We start from the raw sequence: 18081 nt of genomic DNA on the forward strand, positions 1-18081 counted from the left end.
CGACTAGGAGACAGTTATGTTAATGGGCTCAGATTACGACTCATATCAGCAAGTAGAACTGGACGCACAGGCAGCGTCTGCGTCCCCACATCAGTTAGTTGTAATGCTGCTTGATGGCCTGCTTGATGAGATAGAACGCATCCGTGGTCATATCGACACCGGGCGATTGGCAGAGAAAGGTGAGGGTATCAACAAATGTATGAACATCATTATTGGTCTCGACAGCGCACTAGATACGGAAAACGGTGGCGAGATCGCGGAACACCTCCACCAGCTGTATGACTTTTGCCAGCTAGAACTTTATCAGGCAAGCATCCACAACGACTTGAGCAAATTAGCGACAGTTGAACAGGTGATGGTTAACATTCGAGAAGGTTGGGTGAATTTTGGCCAACAAGCATAAAGTGTCTCCAGAGCGTTTTCGTCATCTATCTAAACTGATACAAATTTCTTTTAAAACAAAAGATTGGAACAGCCTTCAGCGCCATGACATGAAACTACGAGAACTGCTTGCTAAGCATAAATCTCAACTTCAGGATCCGCAACTGGCTCCGGAAATCGAAAGTCTCAAAGCAATTCACAAAGAAGCGTTTTTAGCTCTGGAACAAGCGATGAAAGAGCTAGGCGAAGACTTGAGCACTGCGGAAGCAAACAATGAACGGGCAAAAGCGTATGAGCTTACAGTAACCATGGAGTACTGAGTAATGAATACACCTTTATTGCAAGCTAACGATGCAAAAGTGTCCTCATCGAGATCTCAGGAAATCAATATTCACGAGGCTCGTCCTTCTTCCTACTCTAATGAAGAGAAAATCAGCTTTCAGATACCAACTCCGAAAGCTGAGCCTCTAATGCAGGATGTTTCCGATTCACTGGAAGATCAGTGGGTTTCGACCGAATCGCTTGTGCTTTCAGAGATGGCGACAACATCTACCGATAACAATGATATCGGTGTCACCTCACATAATCCGCAATTACTCATTGCGGGTGCACTCTCGCCAGTCGGTTCTGCTGCGGGTTCCGAGTCGTCAATCGGAACTTCTCCATCAGAGAGTCAGGCCTCTAAAGCGGCTCTGTTTAAGTTAAGTGACGATAAGTTGGATAAAGCGCTGAACATGCCGGCTTCTTCCGTTTTCTACGCGTCTTCGTCGGTATCCTCCTATGGTACAGAAAAAGGACTACAGAAAACTACGGCATTCGGATCCGCTAGCGAAAGCAATAACAGCTTCCAGATATCGACACTCTCTAACGAGCCGATGTCACCACTATCTCGCAGCCAAATCTCAAAGGAAATATTGCCTAACGTCATCGTAACCCAGAACCATGCTCCGTCTGTCCCTCTTCACATGCAGACCACATTACATTTTGGAGCTTCGGAGCAAGTTCACAGTGCGGAATGGGCAAGCATAAAGGTGGATACCGGTGCCGCTAAATGGGGAGAGCAGATGATGCAGGTACTGCATGACAGAGTGACATTGCAGGCCCAGCAAAGCATGCAAGAAGCGAAGATTCGTCTTGACCCACCCGAGCTTGGAAAACTAAACCTGATAGTCCGTGTGGAAGGCGACACGCTAAGTGTTCAGATTAACGCGAATGCCGCATCCACCAGAGAGGCACTGATGCAGGTTTCAGATCGCTTAAGAGCCGAACTGCAAAATCAAAACTTTGTGAATGTGAATGTGAATGTCGGCTCAGATGACAGCAGCCAGCAACAAACAGCACAACAGGAACTGGATAATTTCACGATTTTCTCAGCACGAGAAACCAGTAATCCTGACTCTTTATCAAATCTGTCTGAGCACTGGCTCAGTACTCAAGCATAATTTTCGAGGATTAAAGTTATGTCTAAAAAGCAGCTGGTCGCGGTAATTATTTCGGTAGTAATTATCAGTGCCCTTGTATCAGCCGGAACACTGGTTGGTGGTGTCTGGTATTTGAACAAATCTGGCCAGAGTGAAGAAACCAAGGGATGGCTTGAAGATACTCCTCTTGCATTTCTGACCGAGAAAAACGAGGAGGAAGAAGAAGCCAAGACAAGTTTTCATTCGCTGGAAAAAGTGGTGCTCAGTGTCAAAGGCAAAAAGCAATCCCACTTCGTGATGCTTGAAGTCGCGATTGAGACAAGACATTTAGATCGCATTAAAGCTATCGACGACTACATGCCTGTCGTGCGCAATTCCTTACTCAAGCTTTTCAGCGATAAGACATATGAAGCACTAAGCGAACACGGCGCAGTCAATCAACTACAAGAAGAAGTGAAACAAAGCATTCTTCTGGCGTTCGCTGATACCGATATCATTCACGATATCGACGATATTTTGCTGACTAAGTATGTAGTTCAATAGGTAGAAACTATGTTGGATATCCATTTTCAGGAAGAATATGGGATGGAAGGGGAAATCCACACTCCTTCGAATCCGATTGATGAAAACAAGCTTCTTGAGCAACACCAGATTCTGGTAAAGCGTATTGTCAACCAGCTAAAGGTCCATGCAACTCAGCATTGCAGCATTGAAGATATGCAACAAATCGGACTTATTGGACTACTTGAAGCCGGCCGCCGTTACGGAGACATCAATGACCCAAATTTTCCTGCATTTGCTGTTTGCCGTATTCGTGGCTCGATCCTGGATGAACTGCGCCGTCTGGACTGGCGTTCACGTAAAACGCGTCAGCAGGCACATGAACTCAATGACGTCACTCGAGACTTAACCCGTAGCCTTGGTCGCCAACCTTCCGATGCAGAGATCATTCAAGCACTCGGGACAGACAAAAACGATTACCTTGCGCGACAAAACGCCTCACTGGCGGGTGAGATGCAAAGTCTGGATCAACTTATTGAGAATGGCATCGAAACACATTTAGACGCGCACTATGACGGCATGGTGCACGAGCAGGTGCGTCGCAGTCTGGAGTCAGCAATGGAGTCCCTGCCTAAACGTGACCAGTTGATGCTCACCCTGTTCTACCAGCATGAGCTCAACCTTAATGAAATCGCACTGGTGCTCAACCTGACGCCTCCCCGAGTTTGTCAGCTACATAAACAAGCACTAAAGCAACTCAACCAATACCTGTCCTCCTAGGAGTTACAAATGCAAAAATTTTTTGGAGCCATTACCATACTATTGTGTGTATTCGGCGGATATATGTGGGCTGGCGGGAAGATGGGGGCAATTTGGCAACCTGCTGAGTTTCTTATCATCATTGGTGCTGCTTTCGGCTCTTTGATCGTCGGTAACCCGCCTCAAGTGCTTAAGGAAATGCGCAGTCAACTGCGTAGCACGATTTCCGGTGCAAAAAACGAGCGCGAATACTATATGGAGCTGATGGCTCTGCTTCAGAACCTGCTGGAAACCGTACGAAACGGTGGGTTTAAGTCTCTGGACAGCCACATTGAAGATCCTCAAAGCAGCAGCTTGATCAGTCGTTATCCTTTGGTCGCGTCTGACTATCGCCTTATTTCTTTTATTACGGATAACCTGCGTCTGATGGCAATGGGACAGATGTCACCGCATGAGTTGGAAGGCCTTTTAGAACAAGAGATTGACGCTATCGAGACTGATCTGCTTCTGCCATCACGCTCATTACAACGCACTTCTGAAGCACTACCTGGATTTGGGATACTGGCTGCTGTCGGCGGGATCATCATTACCATGCAAGCGATTGACGGCTCTATAGCCATGGTAGGCTATCACGTAGCAGCTGCGCTGGTTGGCACATTTGTTGGCATATTCGGCTGTTACTGCTGTCTCGATCCACTGAGCAACGCAATGGCGCAGCGTGTAAAACGCAATATGTCAGCATTTGAATGTGTTCGTGAAACGCTTGTTGCTTACGTCGCTAAAAAGCCAACCCTGCTCGCTATCGATGCTGGCCGTAAGCACATTCAGTTAGACATTAAGCCTACCTTCAACCAGATGGAAAAATGGCTGGCTGAGCAGGAGGCATAATGCAAAAACAAGAACATATGGTATTCAAACGGGCAAAAGCCGCTAAACACGAAGAACACCACGGAGGAGCATGGAAAGTCGCGTTTGCGGACTTCATGATCGCCTTGATGGCGCTTTTCCTTGTGTTGTGGATCATGCAGGTGGTCGATCAAGATGAACGTAAGGCCATTGTCGCTCAGCTGCATAGTGTCAGCGTTTTCGAAAATAGCTACAGTTACCCTTTTGATACAGCTCAGAGTCTTTCACCGATTGATCTCGCATCTGAATCTTCAGTGCCAAGCCGTCACGATTCGAATCATATGGTCACTTCATTCTTTCAAGGAAATGGCGAAGGACCGGAAACCGACTCGTTAATACCCGGCAACTATGACACGCAGCAACGGCTTGCTGCTCTGGCAAAGGTAGTCGAAAACACCGTGAGACAAAGCAGCGCCCAAGGTAACGTTGACATAACCGTCACGCCGCAAGGTTTGCGCATCGTGCTTCAGGATGATTATAAACAGCACATGTTCAGCCGTGGCGGAGACGATTTAACACCTTTTTTTGAAGACCTACTTCTGGCGATGGCCCCTGTATTCGAGAGAGTAACCAATCCGGTGATAATCAGTGGGCATACCGATGCTACCCAGTTTAAACAACAATTTAGCCGTGCAACGAACTGGGAACTTTCAGCATCTCGGGCGAATGCAGCAAGACAAACTTTGGTGTCCGGAGGAATGCCTGATGAGCGCGTACTTCAGGTGACAGGTATGTCTGATCGTGCACTTCTCAATGAGCAAGCTCCAGAGTCAAGTGAGAATCGTCGGATTGAGTTGTTCGTTCTCACCACGTCGGCCGCGCAAGTACTCGAAACTTTCTTTGGCAACAAAAATGATGGTGAATTACAAAAAGCGAGAGAGAAAGCAGAATTCAATCAACCAGTTATTCGCAAAATGGTGATAGACACACCTGCTGTAAGCTCTGAAAAAGTATAAAATCTAAATCGAGAAATTTTTATTTTACCGTTCGGTAGTTGACCATTGGCATGACGAAAATGGTCAGCTTCTGAGCTCTTAACCTAATGTAAGCACGCCTATGTCTCATATTGAAAATCAAAAAAAAGATGGGTTAAAAAAGGCCTTTATGTGGCTGATCATCATCGATTATGTGCTGCTCACATTTTTTCTCAGCCAGCTATACAACCTGACGCTAAACAGCGGGACTGCAATAAGTACGTTACTGGTTATCTACAATGTCTTACTGACCTTTTTGTGCTTCCGGCGCACAGAAAAGCAAGATGCCTACATCATCTACCCTACTCTCTCCGCAACCTTATTAGCGTTTACCTGCTTTCTCTATTTCTTTTTCCTGGTGTAAGACCAAATTTTCTTATCGAATGAGGCGAGACACGTTAACTAACTTACCAGTTAATTAACGTGTCAGTATTGAATTTAGGTTTTAGGCGAACAAGCACGTTGCAGGAAGGAAATATCGCGTTTGTTCGCGAGGTAAAAGGCTAGCCACGCATCAAAGCGACGACGGTATGTCGCTTTACATTCGCTTGGGCATTCAAAGCCTTAAAAGCAGAAGTAAACGGGCCTGAAGAACTCAAAGCATCAAGCAGAGCGAGCTTCTCGTTGACTTCGTTTGGAGACAACATATTGGATTGATTTCGAATGGATTGCATTTGCGAACTAAGATCCGCACTGATTTCCCGAGCGGTCTCAAGGCTCTTCTGCACTTGTTTCAAATGCTGATTGACCTTGATGATCGTATTTTTTATTCCGTCTCGTGAACCTAGGTCAAACGTCAGTTCATTAATACCATCCGGCTCAGATTTTAGATTCAACAGGTTGGCCTGACCTGCGGGAAAACGATAGCCTTGTCCTGTTACCATAACCTTCTGCTGCATCTGCTGATAAGCCTTTTCCGATGATTCGAACAAAATCGTCCCATCATTGGAAAGTGACGCTCGTAAGCCAAGAGGAATCAAACTGCGATCAAGCATTTTTACTGTTTGTTTGCCATCAGAAAGGCCATCAAACTGCACCATAACTGACTGCCCCTGTGGGAAATCAAGCCGTATCTGCTCTGCACGTTCGCTTTGACGATGAACGTTAAGCCCGGGAATAGAAAAGCGGCGAACATCCGTTTGGTTCAATGTCAGGTTAAGCTCATTATCTACTACTCGATTTCCATCAAAACGAGTCTGTTCAAGGACAGAATGAATATTATTTTTTGAACGCGCTAACTCATTTTGTAACGCTGGCTGTTTTTCTGTCCCATGGTTGAGCGCCTGAGTCAGACCTCGCTTAACCATGGTCAGTTCCTTTCCGACAGCCTGTAGCGCTTTTGTCGCTATCTGCACAGATGTGGCGTGCTGCTGTCCCTGGGTCAGCATAACGCTAGAAACAGAGTACGAAAATGGAAGGGCAGTTCGACTTGTTACACTGCGTGAAGTACTGGTTCCTGTTGCATCAGTACTTCGGGACGACGTAATCGAGGTATTGTCTCTTCCGGGAACACGGAGATCATACGAGCGAACCTCTACGGTACTCATTACCATAACTGGAAATCCTACCTACTAAATCCGGTCAAACAGACTCAGATCTTGAATCTTCACATAGCTTGCCTGCGTTGCTTGCAGGGCAGCCATATAGTTACTTAAACGCACCGATGCTTCCGCGTAATCCAAAGCTGACAGGTCAGAGTTAACCTTATCGACAAACAGCTTGTTTTCACCATGCGCGCTATTCAGCATTTCCAAGTTGTTATGGTTGCCGCCAATTTCAGACATCGCAGCAAGCACATTCTCGTGAGTTGTATCGATCGCTGTTATCGACGACTCAACTGTGGTTCTGAAGTCAGCGGTAGGGTTACGGAATTCAGCAATTAAGGCATCCATCTGGTTAAGCACATTGCTACCCCCGCCAAGGTCAAGGATCTCCGCAGCGGTCATGTTTGACTCCATCGTCACCCCTTTCGCTACGGTGACGACGCGCTTGTCCGCATTACCTTCTATCAAATAAGCGCCTGTCGCATTCGACAATGCGGCAGTATCACTTTTTGTGCCAGAAAACAGGTAGTGACCTTCTTCATCCTGAGCGTTAAACGATGACGCGACAGCATTACGCAAGCTTTCCAGCTCAATGATGATTCCGGTACGATCATCACTGCTTAACGACCCATTTGCGCCCCACAGAGTGAGCTCGCGTATTGTATGCAGACTCTCATTAATGTTATCAAGGTGCACTTCCTGACTGGAGAGTGTGCTCTTCACGTTGGCAATGTTTGACTGATACTGGTCAATTGCTGCACCTTCACGGTCTAAGTTAAGCAAGCGTATTGACGCCATCGGATCATCCGACAGTTTTGTCAGACGTTCACCGGTTGCCATCTGCTGCATCACCTCACCTAATCCAGCATTGTTGCGCTCTAAACTCTGCAACATCATCTGGCTAAATTGAGTATCACTGATTCGCATCTTTTTCCCTACCCTTAGAATAACTGGAGAACCGTATCAAAAAGCTGATTAGCGGTACTGATCACTTTCATGTTGGCGTTGTGTGCATTGGCAAACGTCATTAAGTTTGCCGCTTCTTCATCGCTATTGACGGCACTGACATTGTCGCGAGCAGAGATTGCCTGTTGGTTCATGGCTGACTTCGCCTGATAGTCAGCTTCGGCCTGACGTGCTTTAATTGCGGTCTCACCAACCATCGCAGAGAAAGCATCGTTTAACGTCAAAGAACCGAAACCAGACACACTCACTGGTTGATTGCTCAAGTCGATCAGATTCGTTAAGACATCGGCGTTACCCGGATTACCATCAGAGGAAAAAGCCAATTGCTTAGGCTCAATATCCGTAACAATGAGACTAGAGGCAGGATTCGCCGGATCGTAACTAAATAGAGGCGTTCCCGAATTACCGTTAAGATCCGTACCCGTTGCCAGTACCGCGTTGAATTCATCCGCAAGCGCTTTCGCCATATCGTCAATGGCGGTTTTATATGGTTCAAGGACATTTTGCTGATAATCGTTTAATGCACCTAACTCACCGCCTTGTACATCAGCCACTATGAAGATCTGTGTACCAAACTCCACTTCCATCTTAGGACGATTAGATGCAGAAGGGTCAGGTGTTACTTTGAGCTCTCCATGATCACCGCCCATTACCAAAGGTTGCCCGGATGCCAGCATTACCTGAATGCCTCCATTGCCTTGGGTGGTTGTTTTTACTTCTATAAAAGTCGACAGTTCACCAATCAGCAAGTCACGTTTATCTAGCAAAGTAGCAGAGTTCCCTCCGGTTCCCTGCAACTCTACGATCTGCTTGTTAATGTCTGCGATATTGCTCAGTAAGGTATTAGCGTGGTTGATTGCAGCGTTTCGCTGCTCACCTACATTTTGCAACTGATTGTGTAAGGATTCACTCAGCGTATTAAAACGAAGGCTAAGGGCTTCCGCTTCGTTGATAATTTGCTGGCGATAAGGAATCGACTCAGGTTTAACCGTCGCGTCATTCAAGCCTGAAAATAGCGCATCAAACCCCGAGGACAAGTTAAGACCATCTGCGTTGAGCGTATTTTCCAGTTGATTCATGTTGGTGGTGTAGCGAGTGGCATATGAAGCAAAGCTGTTCGTCGACCACATCTGTTTCACCAAGTACTCATCAGTCACGCGACGAATACCCGACACTTCCACTCCGATACCCGGACTAAGACGATCATATTTACCGCCTTCTACTGATTCCATCAATGCCTGTTGCCGACTGTAGCCTTGTGTATTCACGTTTGCCACGTTTTGAGCCGTGACATCCAAAGCAACTCGGTTGGCATTCAGACCAGATAAAGCGATATTGATGAGACTCATTTACAGCTCCCTTTTACGAATCAGTGGTTGCGCAAAAGCAGTGGTATGCACTTCCTGCTGCGCCTGCTTAACAGAGGCGACCATTTCGCTGGAAAGATGTATCTCCTGATTCAAATTATTCGACGTACTCTTTAACACACCCTCAGTGGCATCGGATTTGAGTCGGCTATCATTTACCGCCTGCATGTTGCCGCTGTTAACAGATGTGACTCCGTCAAAAGAACTACCTAACTGCTGAACCAGCATATCAGCGATTCCCGAGTGCTGCTTTTTTGCCATATTGATGGCTAACTGGCCGTCATACATATCACGGAACACACCTTGCTGTTGACTGGCGAAGGGGCTATCGTCATCCGCCAGTACATCACTGCTGCTGCGCATCTGACGCAATACCATCTGTAGAAACATCGCTTCAAACTGCTCTGCTACCGTCTCTAACGCTTCACCTTGCTGATTGTTCTGCTTAATTTGCTTTAGTGTATTATTGTCGTGATAGAGCACTGAGCTCTGTTCATTTAGCCCTTCCAGATTCATAGTGTGCTCCTTAAATCACTACAAGTTCCGCGTTTAACGCGCCAGCTTCATACAACGCCTGTAAGATCGACATCAAATCCGTTGGTGTCGCTCCCAAGCTATTTACCGCATTAACAATCGTCTTTAACTCCGTGCCAGGCGGCCAGATCACCATCTGAGCGGTTTCTTCTCGGACATCCAGCTCGGAGCGGTCAACCACCTGAGTTTCGCCACCGTTCGCAAATGCTCCGGGTTGGCTGACTTGCTGAGCCTCAGAAATGGTGACCATGAGGTTGCCGTGACTTACCGCAGCTTCACTCACTTTTACGTTTTGACCGACAACCACCGTTCCTGTGCGAGAGTTAAATACGATGCGTGCGGGTTTGCGCCCTTCTAGTACTTTGAGCTCTTCCAACATCGACATCATAACAACGCGTTGCTGGGTATCTTGGGGAGCTTGAACATCTATGCGTACATTGTTGACTGCGACCGCCACTTTTGGCCCAAAGATATTATTCACTTCGCGGGTAATGTTTTTTGCAGTGGTAAAGCTTGGTTTTCGCAAGTTCAACACAATTTTTTCCATCTGGTTGAAATCGCTTGGTATTTCTCTCTCCAACGTGGCTCCATCAGGAATTCGCCCTGTTGTTGGCGTGTTGACTACGACTTTGGAACCACTCTGACCTTCAGCGGATACACCACCAACCACTAAGTTGCCCTGAGCTATTGCATAGACTTCACCGTCAATACCTCGCAAAGGTGTCAATAACAGAGTACCGCCGCGCAAGCTTTTCGCATCACCGAGCGAAGAGACAACAACGTTTAGTTTCTGCCCCGGACCAGACATTGGGGAAACAACCGCAGTCACACTTACCGAAGCGACATTGCGCAATTTTGGATTGGTGTTATCGTCGATCTGCACACCAAACTGGCGCAGCATGTTAGTGACAGACTGTGATGTAAAACTGACCTGGTTGCGATCGCCCTGACCATCCAGGCCCACCACCAAACCATAACCAACCAGCTGGTTATCACGGATGCCCTGTACATCAACCAAGTCCATGATAGGGATGGCAACTTGTGCCTGAGATATCGGGTTCACCCCTAACGACAACAAAAGAGAAATGACAATAAATAGAGAGTTGTTCAACTTCATTAAAACGGTACCCAAGGGCTGTTGAATAGTTGCGATAGCCAACCTGCTGCGTTGCTGTCAGCCAGTGCTCCACGGCCAGAGTAAGTAATCCTTGCATCACCTATTCGAGAAGAGGATACCCGGTTATTACGACTGATATCATCGACGCGGACTATCCCTGTCAAACGAATAAATTCATCGCCTTGGTTTAAACGAAGCCACTTCTCGCCGCTCACACGCAATACGCCGTTAGGCAGTACTTCATGAACCGTCACAGTAATTTGGCCTTCGAGTCTGTTTCCCTGAGAGCTGGAGGCGCTGCCATCAAAACTGCGGTCGCCATTAACGCTCGCACTTAGATCATTAAAGGTTTTATTGCCAAATACCGGAGCAGTAAAACCAACATTCGAGCTTTTATCATATTGGGTATCAGCCGTTTTGCTGGACTCGGTTTCTTCAGACAAAACGACCGTCAGCATATCCCCCACACGATAAGCACGTCTGTCCTGAAATAGCGTCACAAGATAATTGTGACGATAAAGGCTACCGGCTTTTGCTTCTGGCAGCGAGTAGTCCAGTTTAGGCGGCGCGTACTTTTCTTCATCGGGTTTAGGCGGAACGAATTCCTCCCGACCTGCACATCCGGCCAACAGAATGACTGCAGCCGCAACTATCCAGCCTTTAGAAAAAACGTTCATGCGTAGTTCCTTTATCATCACACTTTTACTACTTAATAGTTCGCTACATTGACTGAGCGACAAACTTCAGCATGTCGTCAGCTGCCGACACGACTTTTGCGTTCATCTCATACGCTCGCTGAGTGGTGATCATGTCGACCATTTCTTCCACTACCTGAACGTTTGAGCCTTCGAGCGCACCTTGCTTGATACTGCCAGCACCATCTTCACCCGCAATTAACTCGTCTGCCGGACCACTCGCTTCCGTTTCACGGAACAAGTTTCCACCAATGGCTTCAAGACCAGCTGGGTTGACGAAGTTAGCCAATGTGATCTGACCTAAGTTTTGCGGTCTGACATCAGCCGCCGTCGTCGCGGTTACCGTGCCATCCACGCCCACAGACAGGGAAATCGCGTCTTCAGGAATTTGAATTTGCGGCTCAAGAGGCAAACCTTGTGTATTTACCATCAGGCCTTCTGAATTGACATGAAACTGACCATTGCGGGTGTACATGATCTGGCCATCTGAATTTTCGATCTGGAAAAAGCCCTGCCCCATGACAGCTAGATCAAGTTCCTGACTGGTGTTTTGGGTATTCCCCTGGGTAAAGACTTTCTGTGTACCAACAACACGTACACCGCTACCCAGCTGTACCCCACTCGGCAGTTCGTTAACCTGATCAACAGCGGCACCCGGCTGGCGCTGAATGCTGTAGAACAGATCTTCAAATACAACGCGATCGCGTTTAAAGCCCACCGTGTTGACGTTAGCCAAGTTGTTCGAAATGGCGGTCATCTTAGTGTCCTGAGCCGCCATGCCCGTTTTACTTACCCAAAGTGCTGAATGCATTATTTTTACTCCTGTACATCCACGTTTAGCGAGATGCCATTAATTTGTTTCCGGCTTGAGCAAGTGTCTCTGCGGTTTTCATCATGCGAACCTGCATCTCAAAATTACGGGTCAGTGACATGACGCTAAGAAGCTCATCAATCGCTGACACGTTACTGCCTTCAATATGGCCCTGAGCAAGTTGAACTGTCTGATCTGCCGCAAACTGAGCCTCATTCACACCATGAAGAAGGCCGTCACTGCCTTTTTGTAACTGCCCCTGAGGTGGATTGACCAATTTCAGCGTTCCCACCACCAGCTCAGCACCACCACCAGGCGGGATAACGGAGATCTGACCGCGATCGCTGATTTCTACTTTTTGGTAGTCTGGCACGACTACAGGACCACCATCACCAACCACAGGGAAGCCATTGATGGTGAGCGCACCAAAGGTATCTACCGAGATGTTACCCGCGCGAGTATAAGCTTCTAGCCCGTCCGCAGTTTCCACCGTCAGGTAGCCATCGCCCATCACCGCAACATCAAGAGGTCTTCCGGTCTTAATCACATCGCCCGAGTCAAAACGCGTCGCAGCGGAATTACTTGAGACCAAAGTACGACCATCGAACCCCGCGCCCTGAAGCGCAGTACTTTTTACCTGTTCCATATCGGCGCGAAAGCCCGCCGTGTCAGCGTTTGACAAGTTGTTTGAGCGTACATGCTGAGCCTGAAGAACCCGACTGGCCCCTGATGTTGCAGTAAATAACAAACTATCCATTTTAGACTCCGTTAAATCGCGTTAAACAACGCCTGAGTTAACTGGTCGTTAGTTGAAATCGTTTTGGCATTAGCTTGATAGTTGCGCTGAGCGGTCATCAGGTTAACCAGCTCACTGGTGAGGTCGACGTTCGATCCTTCTAGCGCTCCTGGCGTTAAGTCGCCTAGAGTGCCTGAGCCCGGAATACCAACGATTGGCGCACCTGAGTTAAAGCTTTGACTCCATGAAGTCCCACTGACTTTCGATAACGCCTGAGGGTTGGCAAAATCAGCCAGTACCAGTTGTCCCTGTAGCTGAGACTGACCATTCGTGAATGTCGCATACACCATGCCGTTGTCTTCAACACGCACACCCGCCAGTTCACCTGAACTGTAGCCATTAGGGTTATTGGTACTAACGCCAAAAGCGGCGCCAAACTGCGTCGAGTCGCCAAGATCAATATCGATACTCATTGCATTCGCACCTGCTGCATCGAATGAAACATTAAATGGCCCCACAGGTGTATCCAGAGAACCATCATTGCTGAATGTGATGGTTTTAGGCCCTTGAACACCATCTACCGTTGCCACTGTAGTACCGCCATCCACCTGAACATTCACTTCCCAAGTGTTCGATGCGGTTTTAGTGAAATACTGAGTGACGGTGTGCGTATTGCCTAAGGAGTCATAAACCTGCGAGGTGTAGGATGAATTGAATGAATCCGGGTCATTAGGGTTGAACGGGTTCACTGCTGGATCAATCGTTGCAGCACTGGCATCAAAGTTGGCAATAAAATCCAGACTATCTGTCGCTTTCGCGGCCAAGTTGGCCGTTGAAATCTGTAAATCGCCTACTGCACCGGTTTGCAGGGTATTATTGTTGTCCACGGTGTAGCCTTGAAGCTTAGCCCCGGTATTGCCAACGATATAGTTGTTTTTATCCGTACCAAAAACACCCGCTCGTGTGTATAGCGTTTGTCCCGCGCTGTCTTTGGTCACGAAAAAACCCGTGCCGTTAATTGCTAAGTCCATCGCGCGTCCAGTTCCACTCACCGAGCCATTTTTATCAAAGTTCTGCGAGATAGCGGCAACCTCTACGCCGCCTGGTTGCATACCGTTATAGACTGCAGCGAACTCTGTACGTGCTCCTTTAAAACCGTATGTCGATGCGTTAGCAATGTTGTTACTGATAGTACTCAATTCTGTGTTAGTAACATCAAGACCGCTAAGTGCAATATTAAAACTCATAACTAACCTCTGTATTCCTTATTTGGTTACGCGCCAAACTGACTGATTTGATAGAAAGGTACGCTGCCGACGCCTTCGATATTGACAAATGAAGTACCGCTAGAACCTGAAATTTTGACATTCTCTACCTGACCGGATAGAAGAATGTTTGGAGCTTGCTGGCCTTCCTGAACTTCCACGGAAAGGGAGTAGTGACCTGGTTTTAGTCCGAGCTGTTCAGGATCGATAGAAAAATCCACCTCACCTGCTGGATGAGCACCAAGCGGGATTTCGCTAGATTGACCAAATGCGTCAGTGACGACCAAATTCACCTGATTTGAGCTGTGGGTCAGTTCCACCTTCCCACTTTGTGCACCCTCACCCAATTCAAACTCGTTGCCATAGACGTAAACCGTCTGCCCAACCAGCCCTGCGGTTGACAGCACCTGCATATTGTCTAGACGAACCATGCTGCTTTGCATGATGTTTGCCATGTTCTCGGTACTCTGAACCTGAGAAAACTGCGCCAATTGACCAACATACTCAGTGCCATCTAAAGGATTGAGAGGATCCTGATTTTGGATTTGTGCCACCATCAACGAAATAAATTCGTTTTCCAGTGAAGAGGCGCTGTTCATATCTAATGGGTTATTTGAGATGCCAGCCGTCGTGGAGGCCGTCTGAGTCGGACTGTCAGCCGTTAAAGCGGTATATTGCGCAATACTCATTAGCTACCCTGCCCTAGTTTCAGCAGGCCTTGCTGCATGCTTTTTACGTTCGCAAGTACTTCAACATTGGTTTCGAAACTGCGAGTGGCAGACATCATGTCCGCCATTTCAGACACGACGTCTATACCTGGGTAGTAAACGTAACCTTCGTCGTTTGCTAACGGATGGCTCGGTTCAAAACGCTTTTCTGCTTCGCTGGCACTTTGAACCACATCGACAATCTTCACTTCTGCACTTGGATAGGCATCGTTACTCATTGAAAGCTGTGTTTTGCCATAGACGGTTGCAAAAACAGGCTTTAGCGCTTTGTACGCGTCGTCTGGGTTCGCAGATACCGCATCCGCATTCGCTAGGTTACTCGCGACAGTATTTAGCCGTACTGTCTGAGCGTTCATTGCTGAACCTGCAATGGAGTAAATATCGGTAAATGACATACTTAGCGCCCTTCTATTGCTCTTGCCAACCCGTTGAATTTCATATTAAGAAATGTCAGGCTAGTCTGAAAATCCATGCTGTTTTGTGCAAACTTTCCTTGCTCAACACCAAGCTCCACAGTGTTGCCATCTTTGCTGTTCTGGAATGGAACCGCATACTGAGTCGAAATCTGAAGTCGAGGTGAAGCTGACGTCTGACTCATTACCGAGGTAAAACTGAGGTCTTTCGCCAAATATCCTGGGGTATCAACATTCGCTAGGTTACTCGCAAGGACTTTGGTACGCTGAACGCGAAAATTCAGCGAGTCCGGATGTACACCCAACGCATTTTCAAAATTGATAGCCATGCATTTTTCCCTTAAGGTTGGCTCGAATACCTACAGTAGAAACAAAATGCATGCCAGAAAATAAAATCATATATAACAATGAGTTACAAATGAACAGGAAATCAGACTTCCTAGCTGCGGAAGTAAATTCCGTAAATAGGAAACCACTTTTTTCCTCCGTATTAAAAGCGGGGGTGCTCAGCCTGTCACTGCATGTTGCTTCACTCACAGCAGCGGAGCAAACCATGTCCGTTGATTCGATTCAGCAAGCGGTAAGCAGCGACTTTGAACAGGAAGTCAGCCATCAAGCGAGCATCAATCACTGGCAGGACTATAAACTCAGTTATGACATTTGGGTGCCGAGTTCCGCGAATCATCTTCCTCTATGCCCAGAGCCACTGGTGATCTCTGGCCGTGACAATCAAACCATACCGGTGGGAAACCTGAAACGTGCCGTCATTTGTGAGAGCTTCGATGTATCATGGCGAATAAACATCTCAATCAAATCTGCTTTGGATTTGGACGTTGTCGTCGCCAACACCTTGATTCAGAGAGACGAAGAGTTAACGTCAAAAGCACTACGAATTGAAAAAAGGACGTTAACCCGTCCTCAAGATTTCTTCTCTTCGATTAACCAAGCCGTTGGCAAACAAGCTGCGCGACGAATCCGTAGCGGGCAGCTTATTAACCCCAACTCTCTGAGTGCGCCCAATATGGTAGAGAAAGGCAATCAGGTTGTGATCACTGCCTCGAAAGACGGTTTTACCGCCACGACTATAGGAATAGCGCTTGAAGATGGTATGAGAGGACAACAAATAGATATCCAGAACAGCTCTTCTGGTAAGAGCATCAAAGCCGTAGTAACAGGGCTAAATCAGGTTAAAACGCAGTTCTGATCTTCGTAGAAATCTGTCAATTGGTAAGCAAACTGGAAAATAAGTAGCCTTCTAAAAGTTCACAAAATAAATGACAATTTAGGCTTAATTTTTCCCGCTTTTAGTCGCTTATAAGTGATAAGAGTGATAAGAGTGATGATTTAGGATAGTGATATGAAAATCGACAAAGTGACAGGCGGCCATCTAGCACAAACCAGACTCAATCAGGAGTCCAATAAAACGGTTGAAGTAGCGCCCTCAAAAAAAGCGGTGGAAGCAACATTAAACGTCAATACTGCAGCGCTGGATAAAGCAATGGTTGAAATGGAAACCTTGCCAGAAGTAGATATGGAGAAAGTTGAAAAAATTCGGAATGCGCTTGCCCGTGGTGAACTCAATCTGGATACGAAGGCTCTTTCTCAGGCCGTCATGCAATTTCATACTGGTCACGAATAATCAGCCGTAAAGACGTAACTTCAGGATCAACTGTATGGCCTCAGAAAAACAATTACTAATACAAGAATTTATTCAATCCATTAGTCAAGACGTTAAACTTTATCAAAAGTTAATGGAGTTACAGCAGAAACAAAGCGGCTTATATCTGACTTTCGATGCTTCTGCTTTAAGAGCTAATGTTGACCAACAAATACCAATTCTTGGCCAGCTTAACCGCAATGCAGCAAAGCGCAGCCACTGTATGCAAAAACTGGGATTACCTGCCAATGAAAAAGGCGTAAGCAAGATTTTCTCGGTGCTGCCAGAAAAACTAAGTCTTCCGCTCAAACAACAATGGTGTCAGCTAGAAGCATTGATAATAGAGTGCCAACAATACAACCAAAAAAACGGTCAAAGCTCAGCTTCTTTTCATGAGCTCATGAGTCAGTTTACACATGCATCTCCGGATACGTACGAAGATCAGTTGGTTTGATGGTCTTAACTCTACCAAACCTGTTTTCAGGTTCGCACCGGTTGGGCTTACTGCGCGCAACTGGTTTGCTGATTTTGGCTTGCTTCTGCCGGACATTGGGCGCTGCACCATCTCAGTCTGCGATCGATTTGGAACTAACGACACTTCGCCCTTATCAAGCCCAAATTAAACAGCGGCTAGACTCGAACTACTCTCTGATTAATCAAATCGTTACGTTACTAGAGAAGCGTAAACTCCCAGAGACATTTATTCTGGTGCCAATGTTGGAATCGTCTTACAGAGCGGATGTCGTGTCGCATGCTAATGCGGCAGGTCTCTGGCAACTGATGCCTGCTACAGCAAAGCGATTTGGTCTGACTGTTGAAAAGCACAAAGATGAGCGTTTTGATACTACAGCCAGTTCTCAAGCCGCAATCAATTACTTAGCCTTTCTATACCAAAAGTTTGAAGGTAATCTGGCTCTGACCTTGGCGGCTTATAACGCCGGAGAAGGACGGATAGCCAGAGCAATTAAACAAGCAAACAGTCGAAAGTTCGTTAACCTAAAGCTTCCAGAGGAAACCCAGCGCTACGTTGCTCGGTTTTATGCCTTACAGACCATCATCAATATAAACAAACTTCACAGCCAAAACAGAAGTCTTCTGTTTCTGTATGGCCGAAAAAATAGTGAACCTTTGGTAGATTTAGCCCCTTTACCACCTCTCATCTTGCTATAAATTCACAAAATCGGTCCAAAGACACTGCGAAAAAAATCAATCTTCGCACAACGGTAACTTAACAAGTTTCACACGGCGTAATCAGTTCCAAGAGTAAGCTCAATAAAGGATTTCAGACTCAGCGCTGCTTTGCGTC

24 protein-coding genes are annotated in these 18081 nt (G+C 46.9%); 12 read left to right on the forward strand and 12 right to left on the reverse strand.

Annotated features, from left to right (window positions below):
* Window positions 1-16 precede the first annotated feature (16 nt).
* From fliS to L3V31_RS01470, 8 genes are all read left to right on the forward strand, one after another.
* Window positions 17-403, forward strand: coding sequence for a flagellar export chaperone FliS (gene fliS / locus L3V31_RS01435; RefSeq protein ID WP_237314090.1), 387 nt, complete (start codon window positions 17-19; stop codon window positions 401-403).
* Entirely contained in the window at window positions 387-701 is a 315-nt protein-coding gene (locus L3V31_RS01440) for a LafD (RefSeq protein ID WP_237314092.1), read from the forward strand. Before fliS ends, L3V31_RS01440 begins: the two co-directional genes overlap by 17 nt.
* Window positions 702-704: 3 nt before the next feature.
* Window positions 705-1823 (forward strand): flagellar hook-length control protein FliK, encoded by a 1119-nt coding sequence (locus L3V31_RS01445; RefSeq protein ID WP_237314094.1) that lies wholly within the window; start codon window positions 705-707, stop codon window positions 1821-1823.
* An 18-nt stretch (window positions 1824-1841) separates the two neighbouring features.
* Complete coding sequence (locus L3V31_RS01450; protein WP_237314096.1) at window positions 1842-2345, forward strand: flagellar basal body-associated FliL family protein; 504 nt, start codon at window positions 1842-1844, stop codon at window positions 2343-2345.
* A gap of 9 nt (window positions 2346-2354) precedes the next feature.
* A complete protein-coding gene (locus L3V31_RS01455; protein ID WP_237314098.1) occupies window positions 2355-3083 on the forward strand; it encodes a FliA/WhiG family RNA polymerase sigma factor in 729 nt (242 codons plus the stop codon).
* Window positions 3084-3092: 9 nt separating this feature from the next.
* The gene (gene motA / locus L3V31_RS01460) at window positions 3093-3950 is read left to right on the forward strand and encodes a flagellar motor stator protein MotA (protein ID WP_237314100.1); all 858 of its coding nucleotides are present in this window, start codon (window positions 3093-3095) and stop codon (window positions 3948-3950) included.
* Window positions 3950-4924, forward strand: coding sequence for a flagellar motor protein MotB (locus L3V31_RS01465; RefSeq protein ID WP_237314102.1), 975 nt, complete (start codon window positions 3950-3952; stop codon window positions 4922-4924). Before motA ends, L3V31_RS01465 begins: the two co-directional genes overlap by 1 nt.
* Before the next feature lie 100 nt (window positions 4925-5024).
* Window positions 5025-5306, forward strand: a complete 282-nt coding sequence (locus tag L3V31_RS01470; RefSeq protein ID WP_237314104.1) for a hypothetical protein — start codon at window positions 5025-5027, stop codon at window positions 5304-5306.
* A gap of 139 nt (window positions 5307-5445) precedes the next feature.
* Here L3V31_RS01470 and L3V31_RS01475 read toward each other — a convergent pair whose 3' ends face one another.
* Genes L3V31_RS01475 through flgB form a run of 12 tightly spaced genes read right to left on the reverse strand, consistent with a single transcriptional unit; the run spans window position 5446 to window position 15447 of the window.
* On the reverse strand, window positions 5446-6495 hold the full coding sequence (locus L3V31_RS01475; RefSeq protein WP_237314106.1) for a flagellin: 1050 nt from the start codon (window positions 6493-6495) through the stop codon (window positions 5446-5448).
* 18 nt (window positions 6496-6513) lie between these two features.
* Window positions 6514-7413, reverse strand: a complete 900-nt coding sequence (gene flgL / locus L3V31_RS01480) for a flagellar hook-associated protein FlgL (protein ID WP_237314107.1) — start codon at window positions 7411-7413, stop codon at window positions 6514-6516.
* Window positions 7414-7427: 14 nt separating this feature from the next.
* Window positions 7428-8801, reverse strand: coding sequence for a flagellar hook-associated protein FlgK (flgK, locus tag L3V31_RS01485; RefSeq protein WP_237314110.1), 1374 nt, complete (start codon window positions 8799-8801; stop codon window positions 7428-7430).
* Window positions 8802-9335, reverse strand: coding sequence for a rod-binding protein (locus L3V31_RS01490; RefSeq protein WP_237314112.1), 534 nt, complete (start codon window positions 9333-9335; stop codon window positions 8802-8804).
* Between the two features lie 10 nt (window positions 9336-9345).
* On the reverse strand, window positions 9346-10470 hold the full coding sequence (locus L3V31_RS01495) for a flagellar basal body P-ring protein FlgI (RefSeq protein ID WP_237314113.1): 1125 nt from the start codon (window positions 10468-10470) through the stop codon (window positions 9346-9348).
* Window positions 10470-11165: a flagellar basal body L-ring protein FlgH gene (gene flgH / locus L3V31_RS01500; RefSeq protein WP_237314115.1), complete on the reverse strand. Its 696-nt coding sequence runs from the start codon at window positions 11163-11165 to the stop codon at window positions 10470-10472. Before flgH ends, L3V31_RS01495 begins: the two co-directional genes overlap by 1 nt.
* Before the next feature lie 25 nt (window positions 11166-11190).
* Complete coding sequence (gene flgG, locus L3V31_RS01505) at window positions 11191-11976, reverse strand: flagellar basal-body rod protein FlgG (RefSeq protein WP_237314117.1); 786 nt, start codon at window positions 11974-11976, stop codon at window positions 11191-11193.
* Window positions 11977-12001: 25 nt separating this feature from the next.
* Window positions 12002-12733, reverse strand: coding sequence for a flagellar basal body rod protein FlgF (gene flgF, locus L3V31_RS01510; RefSeq protein WP_237314119.1), 732 nt, complete (start codon window positions 12731-12733; stop codon window positions 12002-12004).
* A gap of 11 nt (window positions 12734-12744) precedes the next feature.
* A complete protein-coding gene (gene flgE, locus L3V31_RS01515; RefSeq protein WP_237314121.1) occupies window positions 12745-13959 on the reverse strand; it encodes a flagellar hook protein FlgE in 1215 nt (404 codons plus the stop codon).
* A 26-nt stretch (window positions 13960-13985) separates the two neighbouring features.
* Window positions 13986-14666: a flagellar hook assembly protein FlgD gene (gene flgD, locus L3V31_RS01520; RefSeq protein WP_237314123.1), complete on the reverse strand. Its 681-nt coding sequence runs from the start codon at window positions 14664-14666 to the stop codon at window positions 13986-13988.
* Window positions 14666-15100: a flagellar basal body rod protein FlgC gene (gene flgC, locus L3V31_RS01525; protein WP_237314125.1), complete on the reverse strand. Its 435-nt coding sequence runs from the start codon at window positions 15098-15100 to the stop codon at window positions 14666-14668. The genes flgD and flgC overlap by 1 nt, the downstream gene beginning before the upstream one ends.
* 2 nt (window positions 15101-15102) lie before the next feature.
* On the reverse strand, window positions 15103-15447 hold the full coding sequence (flgB, locus tag L3V31_RS01530) for a flagellar basal body rod protein FlgB (protein WP_237314126.1): 345 nt from the start codon (window positions 15445-15447) through the stop codon (window positions 15103-15105).
* 89 nt (window positions 15448-15536) lie between these two features.
* Here flgB and flgA point away from each other — a divergent pair, with 89 nt between their 5' ends.
* The 4 genes from flgA to L3V31_RS01550 all read left to right on the forward strand — a co-directional run bounded on the left by flgA (window position 15537) and on the right by L3V31_RS01550 (window position 17945).
* Complete coding sequence (gene flgA, locus L3V31_RS01535) at window positions 15537-16322, forward strand: flagellar basal body P-ring formation chaperone FlgA (RefSeq protein WP_237314128.1); 786 nt, start codon at window positions 15537-15539, stop codon at window positions 16320-16322.
* Between the two features lie 153 nt (window positions 16323-16475).
* Window positions 16476-16757 (forward strand): flagellar biosynthesis anti-sigma factor FlgM, encoded by a 282-nt coding sequence (gene flgM, locus L3V31_RS01540; protein ID WP_237314130.1) that lies wholly within the window; start codon window positions 16476-16478, stop codon window positions 16755-16757.
* Between the two features lie 34 nt (window positions 16758-16791).
* Window positions 16792-17229 carry a flagellar protein FlgN gene (locus L3V31_RS01545; protein ID WP_237314131.1) on the forward strand — a complete coding sequence of 146 codons (438 nt, stop codon included), beginning with the start codon at window positions 16792-16794 and terminating at the stop codon, window positions 17227-17229.
* Window positions 17229-17945, forward strand: coding sequence for a lytic transglycosylase domain-containing protein (locus tag L3V31_RS01550; protein WP_237314133.1), 717 nt, complete (start codon window positions 17229-17231; stop codon window positions 17943-17945). The genes L3V31_RS01545 and L3V31_RS01550 overlap by 1 nt, the downstream gene beginning before the upstream one ends.
* The last annotated feature ends 136 nt before the right edge of the window (window positions 17946-18081 follow it).

It is taken from the genome of Vibrio sp. J1-1 (assembly GCF_021728395.1).
Classification (GTDB): domain Bacteria; phylum Pseudomonadota; class Gammaproteobacteria; order Enterobacterales; family Vibrionaceae; genus Vibrio.